Origin of the sequence: Pseudomonas sp. Z1-14, assembly GCF_051132005.1 — a bacterium.
Lineage (GTDB): Bacteria > Pseudomonadota > Gammaproteobacteria > Pseudomonadales > Pseudomonadaceae > Aquipseudomonas.
This window is the reverse complement of the sequence record NZ_CP071646.1, coordinates 719,064-733,384: the sequence shown is the minus strand read 5'-3', so window position 1 is coordinate 733,384 and position 14,321 is coordinate 719,064. Positions and strand designations below refer to the sequence as shown.

General features: G+C 62.3%; 13 protein-coding genes. 10 read left to right on the top strand and 3 right to left on the bottom strand.

From position 1 onward, the window contains the following. Window positions 1–404: 404 nt before the first annotated feature. The 4 genes from J3P89_RS03465 (at window position 405) to J3P89_RS03450 (ending at window position 3,932) form a co-directional block, all read left to right on the top strand. The gene (locus tag J3P89_RS03465) at window positions 405–1,202 is read left to right on the top strand and encodes a hydroxymethylpyrimidine/phosphomethylpyrimidine kinase (RefSeq protein WP_434628003.1); all 798 of its coding nucleotides are present in this window, start codon (window positions 405–407) and stop codon (window positions 1,200–1,202) included. 15 nt (window positions 1,203–1,217) lie between these two features. Next, window positions 1,218–1,844, top strand: coding sequence for a thiamine phosphate synthase (gene thiE, locus J3P89_RS03460; protein WP_434571635.1), 627 nt, complete (start codon window positions 1,218–1,220; stop codon window positions 1,842–1,844). Between the two features lie 27 nt (window positions 1,845–1,871). Then, a complete protein-coding gene (gene hemL / locus J3P89_RS03455; protein WP_434571634.1) occupies window positions 1,872–3,155 on the top strand; it encodes a glutamate-1-semialdehyde 2,1-aminomutase in 1,284 nt (427 codons plus the stop codon). A 222-nt stretch (window positions 3,156–3,377) separates the two neighbouring features. Further along, window positions 3,378–3,932, top strand: a complete 555-nt coding sequence (locus tag J3P89_RS03450; RefSeq protein ID WP_305498608.1) for a tetratricopeptide repeat protein — start codon at window positions 3,378–3,380, stop codon at window positions 3,930–3,932. 156 nt (window positions 3,933–4,088) lie between these two features. Here J3P89_RS03450 and J3P89_RS03445 read toward each other — a convergent pair whose 3' ends face one another. Continuing rightward, entirely contained in the window at window positions 4,089–4,418 is a 330-nt protein-coding gene (locus J3P89_RS03445; protein ID WP_305498606.1) for a DUF1820 family protein, read from the bottom strand. A 133-nt stretch (window positions 4,419–4,551) separates the two neighbouring features. On the opposite strand from J3P89_RS03445, the gene miaB reads away from it, so the two are divergent. The 5 genes from miaB (at window position 4,552) to lnt (ending at window position 9,985) form a co-directional block, all read left to right on the top strand. Beyond that, entirely contained in the window at window positions 4,552–5,880 is a 1,329-nt protein-coding gene (gene miaB, locus J3P89_RS03440; protein WP_434672882.1) for a tRNA (N6-isopentenyl adenosine(37)-C2)-methylthiotransferase MiaB, read from the top strand. A gap of 215 nt (window positions 5,881–6,095) precedes the next feature. Continuing rightward, complete coding sequence (locus J3P89_RS03435; protein ID WP_434696723.1) at window positions 6,096–7,103, top strand: PhoH family protein; 1,008 nt, start codon at window positions 6,096–6,098, stop codon at window positions 7,101–7,103. Further along, the gene (gene ybeY, locus J3P89_RS03430) at window positions 7,096–7,554 is read left to right on the top strand and encodes an rRNA maturation RNase YbeY (protein WP_434696722.1); all 459 of its coding nucleotides are present in this window, start codon (window positions 7,096–7,098) and stop codon (window positions 7,552–7,554) included. The genes J3P89_RS03435 and ybeY overlap by 8 nt, the downstream gene beginning before the upstream one ends. A gap of 40 nt (window positions 7,555–7,594) precedes the next feature. Next, complete coding sequence (locus tag J3P89_RS03425; RefSeq protein ID WP_186610826.1) at window positions 7,595–8,434, top strand: HlyC/CorC family transporter; 840 nt, start codon at window positions 7,595–7,597, stop codon at window positions 8,432–8,434. Window positions 8,435–8,461: 27 nt separating this feature from the next. Beyond that, window positions 8,462–9,985, top strand: coding sequence for an apolipoprotein N-acyltransferase (gene lnt, locus J3P89_RS03420; RefSeq protein WP_434571625.1), 1,524 nt, complete (start codon window positions 8,462–8,464; stop codon window positions 9,983–9,985). A gap of 171 nt (window positions 9,986–10,156) precedes the next feature. Here the strand turns inward: lnt and J3P89_RS03415 are convergent, their stop codons facing one another. Both J3P89_RS03415 and J3P89_RS03410 read right to left on the bottom strand, forming a co-directional pair. Continuing rightward, a complete protein-coding gene (locus J3P89_RS03415) occupies window positions 10,157–10,918 on the bottom strand; it encodes a YdcF family protein (RefSeq protein WP_434696721.1) in 762 nt (253 codons plus the stop codon). A 103-nt stretch (window positions 10,919–11,021) separates the two neighbouring features. Next, entirely contained in the window at window positions 11,022–11,342 is a 321-nt protein-coding gene (locus J3P89_RS03410; protein ID WP_434627984.1) for a hypothetical protein, read from the bottom strand. Window positions 11,343–11,635: 293 nt separating this feature from the next. Between J3P89_RS03410 and leuS the strand changes: the two genes are divergently transcribed. Continuing rightward, a complete protein-coding gene (gene leuS, locus J3P89_RS03405; RefSeq protein WP_434696720.1) occupies window positions 11,636–14,242 on the top strand; it encodes a leucine--tRNA ligase in 2,607 nt (868 codons plus the stop codon). Window positions 14,243–14,321: the final 79 nt, after the last annotated feature.

The window sequence follows — 14,321 nt, the reverse complement described above, 5'->3', positions numbered from 1 at the left end:
AAGCCCCAGCGTGGCCTGTCCGGTTGAGTCAGGAAGCCCCCCATTCCCTGAGTAGACGTAAAACCGGCATTACCTGTTATTGGTTGGATCCATCCGTAGCATAGCCGTTGATGGCCAATTTGCACCATTGAAATTTTTCCGACAAAAGGCTCTAGCACGGGCGTCTCAGCGCCAAGCGTTGAGATAGAGCTGTTGCTTTGGTCAGGTTGGTACTGGAGGGCCATTCGTGGCGAGGGAGCTTGCTCCCGCTCGGTTGCGTAGCGACCGCAAGATCTCGGGGCCGCTTCGCGCCCCAGCGGGAGCAAGCTCCCTCGCCACAAAAGCAGTCGCCAGCAGGAAACGTCGCGTAAATCCCTCAGAGCCCGATCACCGATAAATGGGGTTTGGTGATAAGCTCGCGCACCATGAATATCTACAACTCCCGCCCCGTTGTCCTCTGTCTCTCCGGCCACGACCCCAGTGGTGGCGCCGGCTTGCAGGCAGATATCGAAGCCCTGCTCGCCCAGGGTTGTCATGCCGCCCCGGCCGTTACCGCGTTGACCGTGCAAGACACGGTCAATGTCAGCGATTTCCGCGTACTCGATCGCGAGTGGGTAATGGCCCAGGCCAATGCCGTGCTCAACGATTCGCCCGTCGCGGCGGTCAAGCTGGGGATGCTCGGTTCGCTGGAAATGGTCGACACAGTGGTCGAGCTGCTCCAGGCGCATCCACACCTGCCGATGGTCTGCGACCCGGTGCTGCGCGCCGGTGGTGGCGGACGGCTGGGCAAGGATGAAGTCGGCTACGCCATGCGCGAGCGCCTGCTGCCGCTGGCAATCATCGCCACGCCCAACCTTCCTGAAGCACGCATTCTCGCCGAACTTCCGGAAGGCAGCGCTGATGAATGCGCCGAAAAACTGCTGCCCTTCGTCAAGCACCTGCTGATTACCGGCGGTCACGGCGATGAACATGAAGTCCACAATCGCCTGTACAGCCGCGACGGACACCGCGAGACCTTCACCTGCCAGCGCTTGCCCGGCAGCTATCACGGTTCCGGCTGCACCCTGGCCAGCGCCCTGGCCGGCCGGCTGGCCCAGGGTGAACAGCTCGCCAGCGCGGTGAAGACCGCGCTGGATTACACCTGGCGCACCCTGCGCGATGCCGAACAATTGGGCAAAGGCCAGTTCGTACCGCGTCGCCTGCCGCTGGATTTCTGCTCGTAGCAAAGGAGCCGTGGAATGAAACTACGTGGCCTTTATGCCGTCACCGACAGCCAGTTGCTGGCCGGCAAGTTCCTCGCCTATGTGGAAGCCGCGCTGGAAGGTGGCGTGACCCTGCTGCAATACCGCGACAAAAGCAGCGACGAGGCCCGGCGCTTGCGCGAGGCCGAGGCGCTGCGCAACCTGTGCGAGCGCTACAAGACTCAACTGATCATCAACGATGACGCCGAACTGGCCGCACGCCTCGGCGTCGGCGTCCACCTGGGCCAGACCGATGGCCCGCTGGCGCCGGTGCGGGCGTTGCTGGGGCACAAGGCAATCGTCGGCGCCACTTGCCACGCCAGCCTGGAACTGGCCGAACAGGCCGTCCGGGAAGGCGCCAGCTACGTCGCGTTCGGGCGCTTCTTCAATTCCAATACCAAGCCCGGGGCGCCCGCCGCAAACCTTGAACTGCTCGAACAGACCCGTATCAAACTGCATATACCGGTGTGCGCCATTGGCGGCATCACTCTGGAAAACGCCGCCCCGCTGGTGGCCCATGGCGTCGACCTGCTCGCGGTGGTCCATGGCCTGTTCGGCGCCGACAGCACGGCTGAGGTGACGCGCCGCGCCCGCGCCTTCAACGACCTGCTGCAAACCAAATAGTCATTTCCCGATTTCGAGAGCCCTACCATGTCCCGTTCCGAAACCCTGTTTGCCAACGCTCAGAAACACATCCCCGGCGGCGTGAATTCACCCGTTCGTGCGTTCAAGAGCGTCGGCGGCACCCCGCTGTTCTTCAAGCACGCCGAGGGCGCGTATGTCACCGACGAAGACGACAAGCGCTACGTCGACTACGTGGGTTCGTGGGGCCCGATGATCCTCGGCCACAGCCATCCGGACGTGTTGGACGCGGTGCGCAAGCAATTGGAGCACGGCTTGTCCTATGGCGCGCCGACCGCGATGGAAACCGAAATGGCCGATCTGGTCTGCTCCATCGTGCCATCGATGGAAATGGTGCGCATGGTCAGTTCCGGCACCGAGGCGACCATGAGCGCGATCCGCCTGGCGCGCGGCTACACCGGGCGCGACAGCATCATCAAATTCGAAGGCTGCTACCACGGTCACTCCGACAGCCTGCTGGTCAAGGCCGGCTCCGGTGCGCTGACCCAAGGCGTGCCCAGCTCGGCGGGCGTACCGGCGGCATTTGCCAAACACACGCTGACCCTGCCGTTCAACGACCTCGAAGAAGTCGAGAAAATGCTCGGGGAAGTCGGCCAGGAAGTGGCCTGCATCATCGTCGAGCCGGTGGCCGGCAACATGAACTGCGTGCCGCCAGCGCCGGGTTTCCTCGAAGGCCTGCGCAGCCTGTGCGACCAGCACGGCGTGGTACTGATTTTCGACGAAGTGATGACCGGCTTCCGCGTCGCCCTCGGCGGTGCCCAGGCTCATTACGGCGTAACGCCGGACCTGAGCACCTTCGGCAAGATCATCGGCGGCGGCATGCCGGTAGGCTGCTTCGGCGGCAAGCGCGCGATCATGGAATGCATCGCCCCGCTGGGGCCGGTCTACCAGGCCGGTACCTTGTCGGGCAATCCGCTGGCCATGGCTGCCGGCCTGACCACCCTGCGCCTGATCAGCCGTCCGGGTTTCCACGCCGAGCTGAGCGACTTCACCACTCGCCTGCTCGACGGCTTGCAAGTACGCGCCGATGCGGCGGGCATCCCGTTCGTGACCACCCAGGCCGGCGGCATGTTCGGCCTGTACTTCAGTGGCGCCGATGACATCGTGACCTTCGACGACGTGATGGCCAGCGACGCCGACCGCTTCAAGCGCTTCTTCCACCTGATGCTCGAGGGTGGCGTCTACCTGGCGCCAAGCGCGTTCGAAGCCGGCTTCACCTCCATCGCCCATGGCGAGGCGGAGTTGAAGATCACCCTCGACGCGGCCGAGCGGGCCTTTGCTGCGCTGAAGTAAACGTATGGCCAATCACTGACGCTGGCTGACACCAGCGTCAGTGATTGGCCATTGCCCCGGGATACCTTTTTCCAGGTATTTGCCCAACAAGTGGCCGCTATCGTTCCCTCGCAGCAGAAAAACGAGTAAAGACTTTGTAAGGATGGCCCTGCTTATTTCATAATGCGCGCTTATTGGATCCCCCGGAGGGTCCACGCGCCCCTCAGAGGTAAGTCGATTCCCATGAACCGCACCGGCCGCACCCTTGCCTTGGGCTGCCTGTTGCTCCTTCAGCCCCTGCTCGCCAACGCACAGGCAGGCGGCAACTCGTTGTTGATCCCGGCGATGGGCCGTTGCACGCTCAACACCCAGCCACAAGATCTGGCACCGGCACTCGACGCCTGTCGAAAAGCCGCCGACGAGGGCGATGCCCAAGCGCAATATGAGCTGGGCGAGTTCTACTATGACGGCAAGGCCGCGCCCCGCGACCTCAAGCAAGCCCTCGACTATTTCGAAAAAGCCTCGCTGCAAGGCCACGCCCAGGCGCAATTCAAGCTTGGCGGCATGTTCTTCCATGGCGAAGGCGTGCCGGCCAACAACGTCCAGGCTTACATCGTCTTGAAGATGGCGGCGGTCAACGGCGCCGAAGAAGCACTGGACACCGCCGACGAAGTCGCCGAGCAGATGCCCCGCGACGAGCTGGAAGTGGCGACCCAGGTGCTGGGCCAGATCTTTCGCAAATACCTGATGGAATTGCAGAACGCCGACGGGCGTACGCCGTTTTCGCCGCTGCCCTGAATCCAAGGCCCCTGTGGCGAGGGGATTTATCCCCGCTGGGCTGCGAAGCGGCCCCCAAAGCAGCCAACTTAATCAATCTCTAATACTGGGGTGTCAGGTTTTTAGGGCCGCTTCGCGCCCCAGCGGGGATAAATCCCCTCGCCACAAGGGCCAGGTTTACTTGTCAGGCATCGGCATCGGAAACGGCATGACGTTGCCGACCGCGCCACGGGCTTCGCTGATTTTCGGCGTGCCCAGGCGCTCGACCTCGTCGATGCGCACGATCGAGTGCATCGGCACGAAGCTGCGCACCACGCCTTCGAACTGCGCCTTGAGCTTTTCTTCGCTCGGGTCGACGACCACTTGCGTGCGCTCGCCAAAGACGAATTCCTCGACCTCCAGGAAGCCCCACAGATCACTCTGATAGATCTGTTTGGCGTACATTTCGAACACCTGGCCCTGGTTGAGGAAAATCACCTTGTAGATTGGAGCTTCACGTTTGGTCATGGCTGGCGAAACACATCGGCGGGTAAAAATGAGGGCGCGAACTATAGCATAGCCACTGCTCGCGCGAATTAGCCACACAGGCCACAATTTCCCTATAATGCGCGGTTCTTTGAATCACGTGATGAACCCGTCCATGGCCAAGAAGCTTTACATCGAAACCCACGGTTGCCAGATGAACGAGTACGACAGCTCGCGCATGGTCGATCTGCTGGGTGAACACCAGGCCCTGGAAGTCACCGCTCGCGCGGAAGACGCGGACGTGATCCTGCTCAACACCTGCTCGATCCGCGAACGCGCCCAGGACCGGGTGTATTCCCAGTTGGGCCGCTGGCGCGAACTGAAGCTGGCCAACCCGGACATGGTCATTGCCGTTGGCGGCTGTGTCGCCAGCCAGGAAGGCGCGGCCATTCGTGACCGCGCGCCCTACGTGGACGTGGTCTTTGGCCCACAGACCCTGCACCGCCTGCCGGAGATGATCGACGCCGCACGCATTACCAAGCTGCCGCAAGTAGACGTCTCGTTCCCGGAAATCGAAAAATTCGATCACCTGCCCGAACCGCGTATCGACGGCCCAAGTGCCTACGTATCGGTGATGGAAGGCTGCAGCAAGTACTGCACCTTCTGCGTGGTGCCGTATACCCGCGGCGAAGAAGTCAGCCGCCCCTTCGACGACGTGATTGCCGAAATCATCCACCTGGCGGAAAACGGTGTGCGCGAAGTGACCCTGCTAGGGCAGAACGTCAACGGCTACCGCGGGCTGACCCATGACGGTCGCCTGGCGGACCTCGCCGAACTGATCCGCGTCGTGGCGGCGGTGGACGGCATTGACCGCATCCGTTACACCACCTCACACCCGCTGGAGTTTTCCGACAGCCTCATCCAGGCCCACGCCGAGGTCCCCGAACTGGTCAAGCACCTGCACCTGCCGGTGCAATCGGGTTCCGACCGGATCCTCGCGGCCATGAAGCGCAACCACACGGCGCTCGAATACAAATCCAAGCTGCGCAAATTGCGCGCAGCGGTACCGGGGATCTGCATCAGTTCGGATTTCATCGTCGGTTTCCCCGGCGAAACCGAGAAGGATTTCCAGCAGACCATGAAGCTGATCGAGGATGTGGGCTTCGATTTCTCCTATTCCTTTGTCTACAGCCAGCGCCCCGGCACGCCAGCGGCGGACCTGGTGGACGAGACGCCCGAGGAAGTGAAGAAGGAGCGACTCAATGCCTTGCAGCACCGCCTTAACCAGCAAGGCTTCGAGATCAGCCGACAAATGGTCGGCTCCATCCAGCGGATCCTGGTGACCGACTACTCGAAAAAAGACCCGGGCGAATTGCAGGGCCGCACCGAGAATAACCGTATCGTCAACTTCCGCTGCGACACTCCGGCATTGATCGGCCAGTTCGCCGACGTGCACATCGACGCCGCGCAACCGCACTCCCTGCGCGGTTCGCTGGTCCAGTAACAACACCACGCCATGTGGGAGCGAGCCTGCTCGCGAATGCGCTATTACGGTCAATATCGAGGTTGGATGTGACAGCGCTTTCGCGAGCAGGCTCGCTCCCACACTGGTCGTGGCGAGCCTGTTGTCAGATTGCACCGCTTAAGAGCTTTCGCACCCAGCCTACTGGCGTTATCCTTGATTTCATCTTAATTGCCCCTGGGCGGCTAAAAACGACCTTGAACGCACCCATCGAACCACATCGTTTCATTCTCGAGCCCTTCGAGGCTCGCCGCTTCGCCAATCTGTGCGGGCAATTCGACGAGCATCTGCGCTTGATCGAACAGCGCCTGGCCATCGAGATCCGCAACCGCGGAAACCAGTTCGAACTGATCGGCGAACCCAAGCACACCTCCTCCGCGGAAAACCTGCTGCGCCGCCTCTATCGGGAAACCAAGGCAAGCGAGCTGTCGCCGGATCTGGTCCATCTGTTCCTGCAGGAATCGGCTGTCGAGGAACTCGACAACCCAGCCGCTGCGGAACCCGCGGTGGCCCTGCGCACGAAAAAAGGCATGATTCGCCCGCGCGGCCTGAATCAGCAGCGCTACGTGAAGGAAATCCTCGCCAACGATATCAATTTCGGTATCGGCCCGGCCGGCACCGGCAAGACGTACCTGGCCGTGGCCTGTGCGGTCGACGCGCTGGAGCGCGAACAGGTGCGACGCATCCTGCTGGTGCGCCCGGCGGTCGAAGCCGGGGAAAAGCTCGGCTTCCTGCCCGGCGACCTTTCTCAGAAAATCGACCCGTACCTGCGCCCGCTCTACGATGCGCTGTACGAAATGCTCGGTTTCGAATACGTCGCCAAGCTGATCGAACGCCAGGTCATCGAGGTTGCGCCACTGGCCTACATGCGTGGCCGCACCCTGAACAACAGCTTCATCATCCTCGACGAAAGCCAGAACACCACCGTCGAACAGATGAAGATGTTCCTGACCCGGATCGGCTTCGGCTCCACCGCCGTCATTACCGGGGACATCACCCAGGTCGACCTGCCCCGTGGCACCAAGTCCGGGCTGAACCATGTGATCCAGGTGCTCAAGGATGTCCCGGGCATCAGCTTCACGCATTTCATGCCCAAGGACGTCGTGCGCCATCCGCTGGTGCAGCGCATCGTCGAAGCCTATGAACGCTTCGAGAATCGCCAGGAAGACGCGCCCGCCGCCAAGGGCAACAGCCACGATGCTTGAACTCGACCTGCAACTGGCCAGCGAACATGCAGCCCCCGGCGAGGCCCAGTTCCGTCAATGGTGCGAACTGGCCCTGCGTCAGCGTAGCGCCGACTCGGAACTGACCATTCGCCTGGTGGACGAAGCCGAAGGTCGCGAGCTGAACCACACCTGGCGGCAGAAGGACTACGCCACCAACGTGCTGTCCTTCCCCGCCGACGTGCCCGACGAACTGCTCGATATCCCGCTATTGGGCGACCTGGTGATTTGCGTCCCCGTGGTGGAGCGTGAAGCGGCAGAACAACACAAGAGCCCTGAGGCCCATTGGGCTCATCTGGTGATTCATGGCTGCTTGCATTTGCTCGGTTACGACCATATGGAAGATGACGAAGCCGAGGAAATGGAAGCACTGGAACGAACGTTGCTTGCCGAGCTGGGTCATCCCGACCCTTATGCCGGCGACGAACACTGATACATCAACCTGTAACGACAAAGGATTCAGAGTAATCGCTATGAGCGAAGATCGATCGACCAACGGGCAGAAGTCATGGCTGGGCAAGCTCACCCAGGCTTTTGCCCATGAGCCGAAAAACCGCCAGGAGCTGCTGGAGCTGCTGCGCGATGCACACCAGAACAAACTGTTGGACAGCGAAGCGCTGGCCATCGTCGAAGGCGCCATCCAGGTCGCTGACCTGCAAGTGCGGGACATCATGGTCCCGCGCTCGCAGATGGTCAGCATCAAGGCGACCCAGACTCCCCGCGAATTCCTGCCGGCCGTGGTCGATTCCGCTCACTCGCGCTACCCGGTCGTCGGCGAGAGCCATGACGACGTCATGGGCGTGCTGCTGGCCAAGGACCTGCTGCCGCTGATCCTCCAGGAGAACGGCGACAGCTTCAACATCAAGGACTTGCTGCGTCCGGCCACCTTCGTGCCCGAGTCCAAGCGCCTTAACGTGCTGCTGCGCGAGTTCCGCGCCAATCACAATCATATGGCCATCGTCATCGACGAATACGGTGGCGTGGCCGGGCTGGTCACCATCGAAGACGTGCTTGAGCAGATCGTCGGCGACATCGAGGACGAACACGATGTCGAGGAAGACAGCTACATCAAGCCACTGCCCAGCGGTGACTTCCTGATCAAGGCCCTGACGCCCATCGAGAACTTCAACGAGTTCTTCGACAGCGAGTTTTCCGACGATGAGTTCGATACCGTCGGCGGCCTGGTCATGAGCGCTTTCGGGCACCTGCCCAAGCGTAACGAAACCACCGAGATCGGCTCCTGGCGCTTCCGCATCCTGAATGCCGACAGCCGCCGGATCCATCTGCTGCGCCTGTCACCCATTGCCCGTTAACCCCTGCGAGACCCGCTAAGGAAATACATGCGCTGGATAACCCGCCCCGGCTGGCCCGGTAACCTGCTGGCCGTGGCGGCCGGCGCGATCACCACCCTGGCGTTGGCACCCTTCGACATCTGGCCGCTGGCATTGCTCGCGGTCGGGTTGTTCTACGCCGGCTTGCGCGAACTCTCGCCCCGCCAGGCCCTGGGCCGTGGTTGGTGTTTCGGTTTCGGCCTGTTTGGCGCCGGCACAAGCTGGATCTACGTCAGTATCCACAACTTCGGCGGCGCCTCGGTGCTGCTCGCCGGTCTGTTGATGCTGTTGTTCATCGCCGCCATCGCCTGGTTTTTCGCCCTGCCCGCCTGGCTGTGGGCGCGCTGGCTGCGGCGCAACGAGGCGCCCCTGGCCGACGCACTGGCCTTCGCCGCGCTGTGGTTGGGCCAGGAAGCTTTCCGCGGCTGGTTCCTGACCGGTTTCCCGTGGCTTTATTCCGGCTATAGCCAGCTCGACGGCCCGCTGGCGGGGCTCGCGCCGCTGGGCGGGATGTGGCTGATATCCTTCACCCTCGCCCTGACCGCCGCGCTGCTGTACAACGTGCCCCGGCTGCTGCGCGCCGGGCGCAAGGGCTTCATCGCTGCGGGCCTGGTGCTGCTGGTCGGTCCGTGGGTCGCCGGCATGGCGCTCAAGGGCCACGCCTGGACCAGTCCTTCGGGCGACCCGCTGAGCGTGGCGGCGATCCAGGGTAATATCGAACAAAGCATGAAGTGGGACCCCGAACAGCTCAACGCGCAGTTGGCGCTGTACCGCGACATGAGCCTCAGCTCCAAGCGCGTCGACCTGCTGGTCTGGCCGGAAACCGCGGTGCCGGTGCTCAAGGAGTCCGCCCAGGGTTACCTGGACATGATGGGCAGCTTCGCCGCCGAGCGGCATTCGGCGCTGATCACCGGCGTGCCGATTCGCCAACTGGTGCGCCACGAGAGACGCTACTTCAACGGCATCACCGTGACCGGAGAAGGCGATGGCACCTACCTCAAGCAGAAACTCGTGCCCTTCGGCGAGTACGTGCCGTTGCAGGACCTGCTGCGCGGGCTGATCGCATTCTTCGACTTGCCCATGTCGGATTTCGCCCGGGGCCCGGCCGACCAGCCGCTGCTGCAAGCCAAGGGTTACCAGATCGCTCCATTCATTTGTTACGAAGTGGTCTACCCGGAATTCGCCGCCAGCCTTTCGGCGCGCAGCGACCTGCTGCTGACCATCAGCAACGACACCTGGTTCGGCACTTCGATCGGCCCGCTGCAGCATTTGCAAATGGCGCAGATGCGCGCGCTGGAAGCCGGCCGCTGGATGATTCGTGCCACCAACAACGGCGTGACCGGCCTGATCAACCCCTTCGGCCAGATCACCGTCAGCATCCCGCAGTTCGAGCGCGGCATCCTCTACGGCGAAGTGGTGCCGATGCACGACCTGACGCCCTACCTGCAATGGCGTTCGTGGCCGTTGATCATCTTGTGCGTGTTGCTGCTGGGCTGGGCGTTGATGGCCGGACGGATGGCCAAGACCGTTTGACACACCTCTTGTAGGGCTGGATATCTCTGTGGCGAGGGAGCTTGCTCCCGCTCGGCTGCGCAGCAGTCGCAAAACCGGACAGTGCGGTTTACCTGGAGCACTGCAGGGGCCTGCTTCGCAGGCCAGCGGGAGCAAGCTCCCTCGCCACAATGGTGCTCACCTCGATTTTGTTCAGCGGTAGAACAACCAATACCCCACCAACCCTGCTGCTTCATTCATCAACTGTCCCGACTGCCAGATCGACTTGAACTCCGGCATCCAGCCGCCCAATGGCCGGGCGTTATCCTGGCCGAGAAACCCCATCGGCGCCGGTACCACCTCGAAGCCCGCACGCTGGAAGCTCCAGACCGCGCGCGGCATATGCCAGGCCTGGGTCACAACGACCACGCGCTTGACGCCTTCAGGCAACAGAATCTGCGCGCTCATCTGGGCATTTTCCCAAGTCGTGCGGCTGCGCTCTTCCAGCCAGCGTACGGCCACCCCGTGATCATCGAGCATCGCGTCGGCCATCAGCTTCGCTTCGCTGGGCGGAGTGCCATAGTGCAAGCCACCAGTAGTCAGCACAGGCAGGCCGGACGCCTTCGCCAGGCGCGCCGCATAGCGCTGGCGCTCCAGACCGATACCGGTGGGCTGGTCAGTGCCCCAGGCCAGGTCGCCACGCTCACGACCGGACCCCAGCACCACGATGGCGTCGGCCCGCTGAGCCAGGGTCGCCCATCCACTGCGCGGCAGTGGCGGCTCACGTTCCAATGCCTCGGCGCTCCACTGCACTACCACCGGCAGGCTCATCAGCCAGAAACCACCCAGGCCCGCGGCAAAACACAGGCGAGCCAGGCGCGGCCGGGAGTCGCGCCACCACCAGGCAAGCGCCAGCAGCAGTAAAAGAATGCCGGGCGGCAATAGAAGTTGTTTGATGAAATAACGAAACGGCATCGGGCATCTCCAAAGATGCCCGAAGCCTAGGTGGGTTGACGCAATGCGACAACAGATTCGAAAAAAGCCGAATCAAAAAAAAGCGACACGCGTGGATCCGGCTTCACTTGAACTGCAGCGAGCGGACCTTTACAGCATCCTTGTCGGGCGCCCGGTCCTTGAGCCAGACAACCTTGGCCGGACGGGGCGCATCGAGACGCTTGTTTGCCTGGACACCACTGGAGGAGGCCTGGTGCCCGACCTGCTCAAGGTAAGCCTTGACGACTTCGAACTCTGCGGGGCTCAAGCCGCGTAGTTCCAGCTCTGCCGGGCGTTCATCACGCAAGCGACCGGCGGTTCTTGCCGCGTCCAGGGCCACCCCGAGACGATCGATCAGTTTTTCGTACAGCTCAGGTGTAGCGACTTTTCGTTGTGATTCAACCATCCCTCACCTCATTGAAGATAAGACTCACTCCCCATTGAGAAGCTTAGCTTCGCTGGGCAAACCGGCAGGACGCCGCGACCAACGGCCCTGAACGCCGGCCGTCGGCAATGGTCGGCAACGCCTGGACACGCAATCAAGGTTTCCCTCGGCAGAGCGCGGTCATGTATGCTACGGCGCTTCCTGTAACTCCACTTCCAGCCTGGCTGGGCATCGAAAACGCCGCATCCGGCGTCGTCTGCGTCCAGCATGGCAATGAAGAGGATTGGGCCACCCCATTCAGTACAAAAGTAGCCATGCACGAACACTACCAGCCCCGTGAAATCGAAGCCGCCGCCCAATCGTTCTGGGACGAGCAAAAGTCCTTTGAAGTCAGTGAACAGCCAGGCAAGGAGACGTACTACTGCCTGTCGATGTTCCCTTACCCCAGCGGCAAGCTGCACATGGGGCACGTGCGCAACTACACCATCGGCGACGTGATCTCCCGCTACCAGCGCATGCAGGGCAAGAATGTCCTGCAACCGATGGGTTGGGACGCCTTCGGCATGCCGGCGGAAAACGCCGCGATGAAAAACAACGTGGCCCCTGCCAAGTGGACCTACGAAAACATCGCCTACATGAAGACCCAGCTGCGCAGCCTGGGCCTTGCGGTGGACTGGTCTCGCGAGGTCACCACCTGCAAGCCCGAGTACTACCGCTGGGAGCAGTGGCTGTTCACCCGTCTGTTCGAAAAAGGCGTGATCTACCGCAAGAACGGCACCGTGAACTGGGACCCGGTGGACCAGACCGTACTGGCCAACGAGCAGGTCATCGACGGTCGCGGCTGGCGTTCCGGCGCGCTGATCGAAAAGCGCGAGATCCCGATGTACTACTTCAAGATCACCGCCTACGCGGATGAACTCCTGGAGAGTCTCGACGAGCTGACCGGCTGGCCCGAGCAGGTCAAGACCATGCAGCGCAACTGGATCGGCAAGTCCCGGGGCATGGAAGTGCAGTTCCCGTACGACGTCGCCTCCATTGGCGAGGCCGGCGCCCTGAAAGTCTTCACCACCCGTCCGGATACCCTGATGGGCGCCACCTACGTGGCCGTGGCCGCCGAACATCCGCTGGCGACCCTGGCGGCGCAAAACAACCCCGAGCTGCAGGCGTTCATCGCCGAATGCAAGGGCGGCAGCGTCGCCGAAGCCGATGTCGCCACCCAGGAAAAGAAAGGCCTGCCGACCTCGCTGTTGGTCGAACACCCGCTCACCGGCGAGAAACTTCCGGTGTGGGTCGCCAACTACGTGCTGATGCACTATGGCGACGGCGCCGTGATGGCCGTGCCGGCTCACGACGAACGCGACTTCGAGTTCGCCCACAAGTACAACCTGCCGGTCAAACCGGTCGTGCGCACCAGCGCCGGTGACCAGACCCCGGCGCCATGGCAGGATGCCTACGGCGAGCACGGTGAGCTGATCAATTCCGGCGAGTACAACGGCCTGGATTTCGCCGGCGCATTCGATGCCATCGAAGTCGCGCTGATCAAGAAAAACCTCGGCGCCTCGCGCACCCAGTTCCGCCTGCGTGACTGGGGCATCAGCCGCCAGCGCTACTGGGGCTGCCCGATTCCGATCGTGCATTGCGACACCTGCGGCGATGTACCGGTACCGGAAGACCAGTTGCCAGTGGTCCTGCCGGAAGACGTCGTACCCGATGGCGCCGGCTCGCCCCTGGCGCGCATGCCCGAGTTCTACGAATGCAGTTGCCCGAAATGCGGCGCACCGGCCAAGCGTGAAACCGACACCATGGACACCTTCGTCGAGTCCTCGTGGTATTACGCCCGCTACGCCTCGCCGCATTATGAAGGCGGCCTGGTGGAAAAATCCGCGGCCGACCACTGGTTGCCAGTGGACCAGTACATCGGCGGCATCGAACACGCCATCCTGCACCTGCTCTACGCGCGCTTCTTCCACAAGCTGATGCGCGACGAAGGCCTGGTGAGCTCCAACGAGCCGTTCAAGAACCTGCTGACCCAAGGCATGGTGATCGCCGAGACTTACTATCGTCGCGAAGCCAATGGTGCCTATACCTGGTTCAACCCGAGCGACGTCGAGCTCGAACGCGACAGCAAAGCCAAGGTCATCAGCGCCAAGCTGATCGCCGACGGCCTGCCGGTGGAAATCGGCGGTACCGAAAAAATGGCCAAGTCGAAGAACAACGGCGTCGACCCACAATCGATGATCGACCAGTTCGGCGCAGACACCTGCCGCCTGTTCATGATGTTCGCGTCGCCACCCGACATGAGCGCCGAATGGTCCGACTCCGGCGTCGAAGGCTCGCACCGCTTCCTCAAGCGCGTCTGGCGCCTGGCCCAGGCTCACGTCAGCCAGGGTCTGCCGGGCAAACTGGACCTCGCCGGCCTGAACGACGAGCAGAAAGCCATTCGTCGCTCGATTCACCTGGCGATCAAGCAGGCCAGCCATGACGTCGGCCAGAACCACAAATTCAACACGGCCATCGCTCAAGTAATGACGCTGATGAATGTGCTGGAAAAAGCCGCGCAAGACACCGAACAGGATCGCGCGCTGGTTCATGAAGGCCTGGAAGCGGTGACGCTGCTGCTCGCGCCAATCACTCCGCACATCAGCCATGAACTGTGGAATCAATTGGGTCACGCCGACCCGGTGATCGACGCCGGTTGGCCGGTGGTGGACGAAACAGCGCTGGTACAAGACAGCCTGACCCTGGTCATCCAGGTCAACGGCAAGCTGCGCGGCCAGATCGACATGCCGGCCGCCGCCACTCGCGAAGAAGTCGAAGCCGCCGCACGCGCCAACGAAAACGTACTGCGCTTCGTCGATGGCCTGACGATCCGCAAAGTGATCGTCGTGCCCGGCAAACTGGTCAATATCGTCGCAAGCTAATTGGATCGGGCGTCCAGGCCACCGGCCGGACGCCGAATATGACCTGCGGGGCCGCACAGTCGGCCCATGGGTTTCAAGG

Coding starts and splice junctions, on each gene's coding strand:
- J3P89_RS03465 (WP_434628003.1), top strand. CDS start 405: ATGAATATCTACAACTCCCGCCCCGTTGTCCTCTGTCTCTCCGGCCAC.
- thiE (WP_434571635.1), top strand. CDS start 1,218: ATGAAACTACGTGGCCTTTATGCCGTCACCGACAGCCAGTTGCTGGCC.
- hemL (WP_434571634.1), top strand. CDS start 1,872: ATGTCCCGTTCCGAAACCCTGTTTGCCAACGCTCAGAAACACATCCCC.
- J3P89_RS03450 (WP_305498608.1), top strand. CDS start 3,378: ATGAACCGCACCGGCCGCACCCTTGCCTTGGGCTGCCTGTTGCTCCTT.
- J3P89_RS03445 (WP_305498606.1), bottom strand. CDS start 4,418: ATGACCAAACGTGAAGCTCCAATCTACAAGGTGATTTTCCTCAACCAG.
- miaB (WP_434672882.1), top strand. CDS start 4,552: ATGGCCAAGAAGCTTTACATCGAAACCCACGGTTGCCAGATGAACGAG.
- ybeY (WP_434696722.1), top strand. CDS start 7,096: ATGCTTGAACTCGACCTGCAACTGGCCAGCGAACATGCAGCCCCCGGC.
- J3P89_RS03425 (WP_186610826.1), top strand. CDS start 7,595: ATGAGCGAAGATCGATCGACCAACGGGCAGAAGTCATGGCTGGGCAAG.
- lnt (WP_434571625.1), top strand. CDS start 8,462: ATGCGCTGGATAACCCGCCCCGGCTGGCCCGGTAACCTGCTGGCCGTG.
- J3P89_RS03415 (WP_434696721.1), bottom strand. CDS start 10,918: ATGCCGTTTCGTTATTTCATCAAACAACTTCTATTGCCGCCCGGCATT.
- J3P89_RS03410 (WP_434627984.1), bottom strand. CDS start 11,342: ATGGTTGAATCACAACGAAAAGTCGCTACACCTGAGCTGTACGAAAAA.
- leuS (WP_434696720.1), top strand. CDS start 11,636: ATGCACGAACACTACCAGCCCCGTGAAATCGAAGCCGCCGCCCAATCG.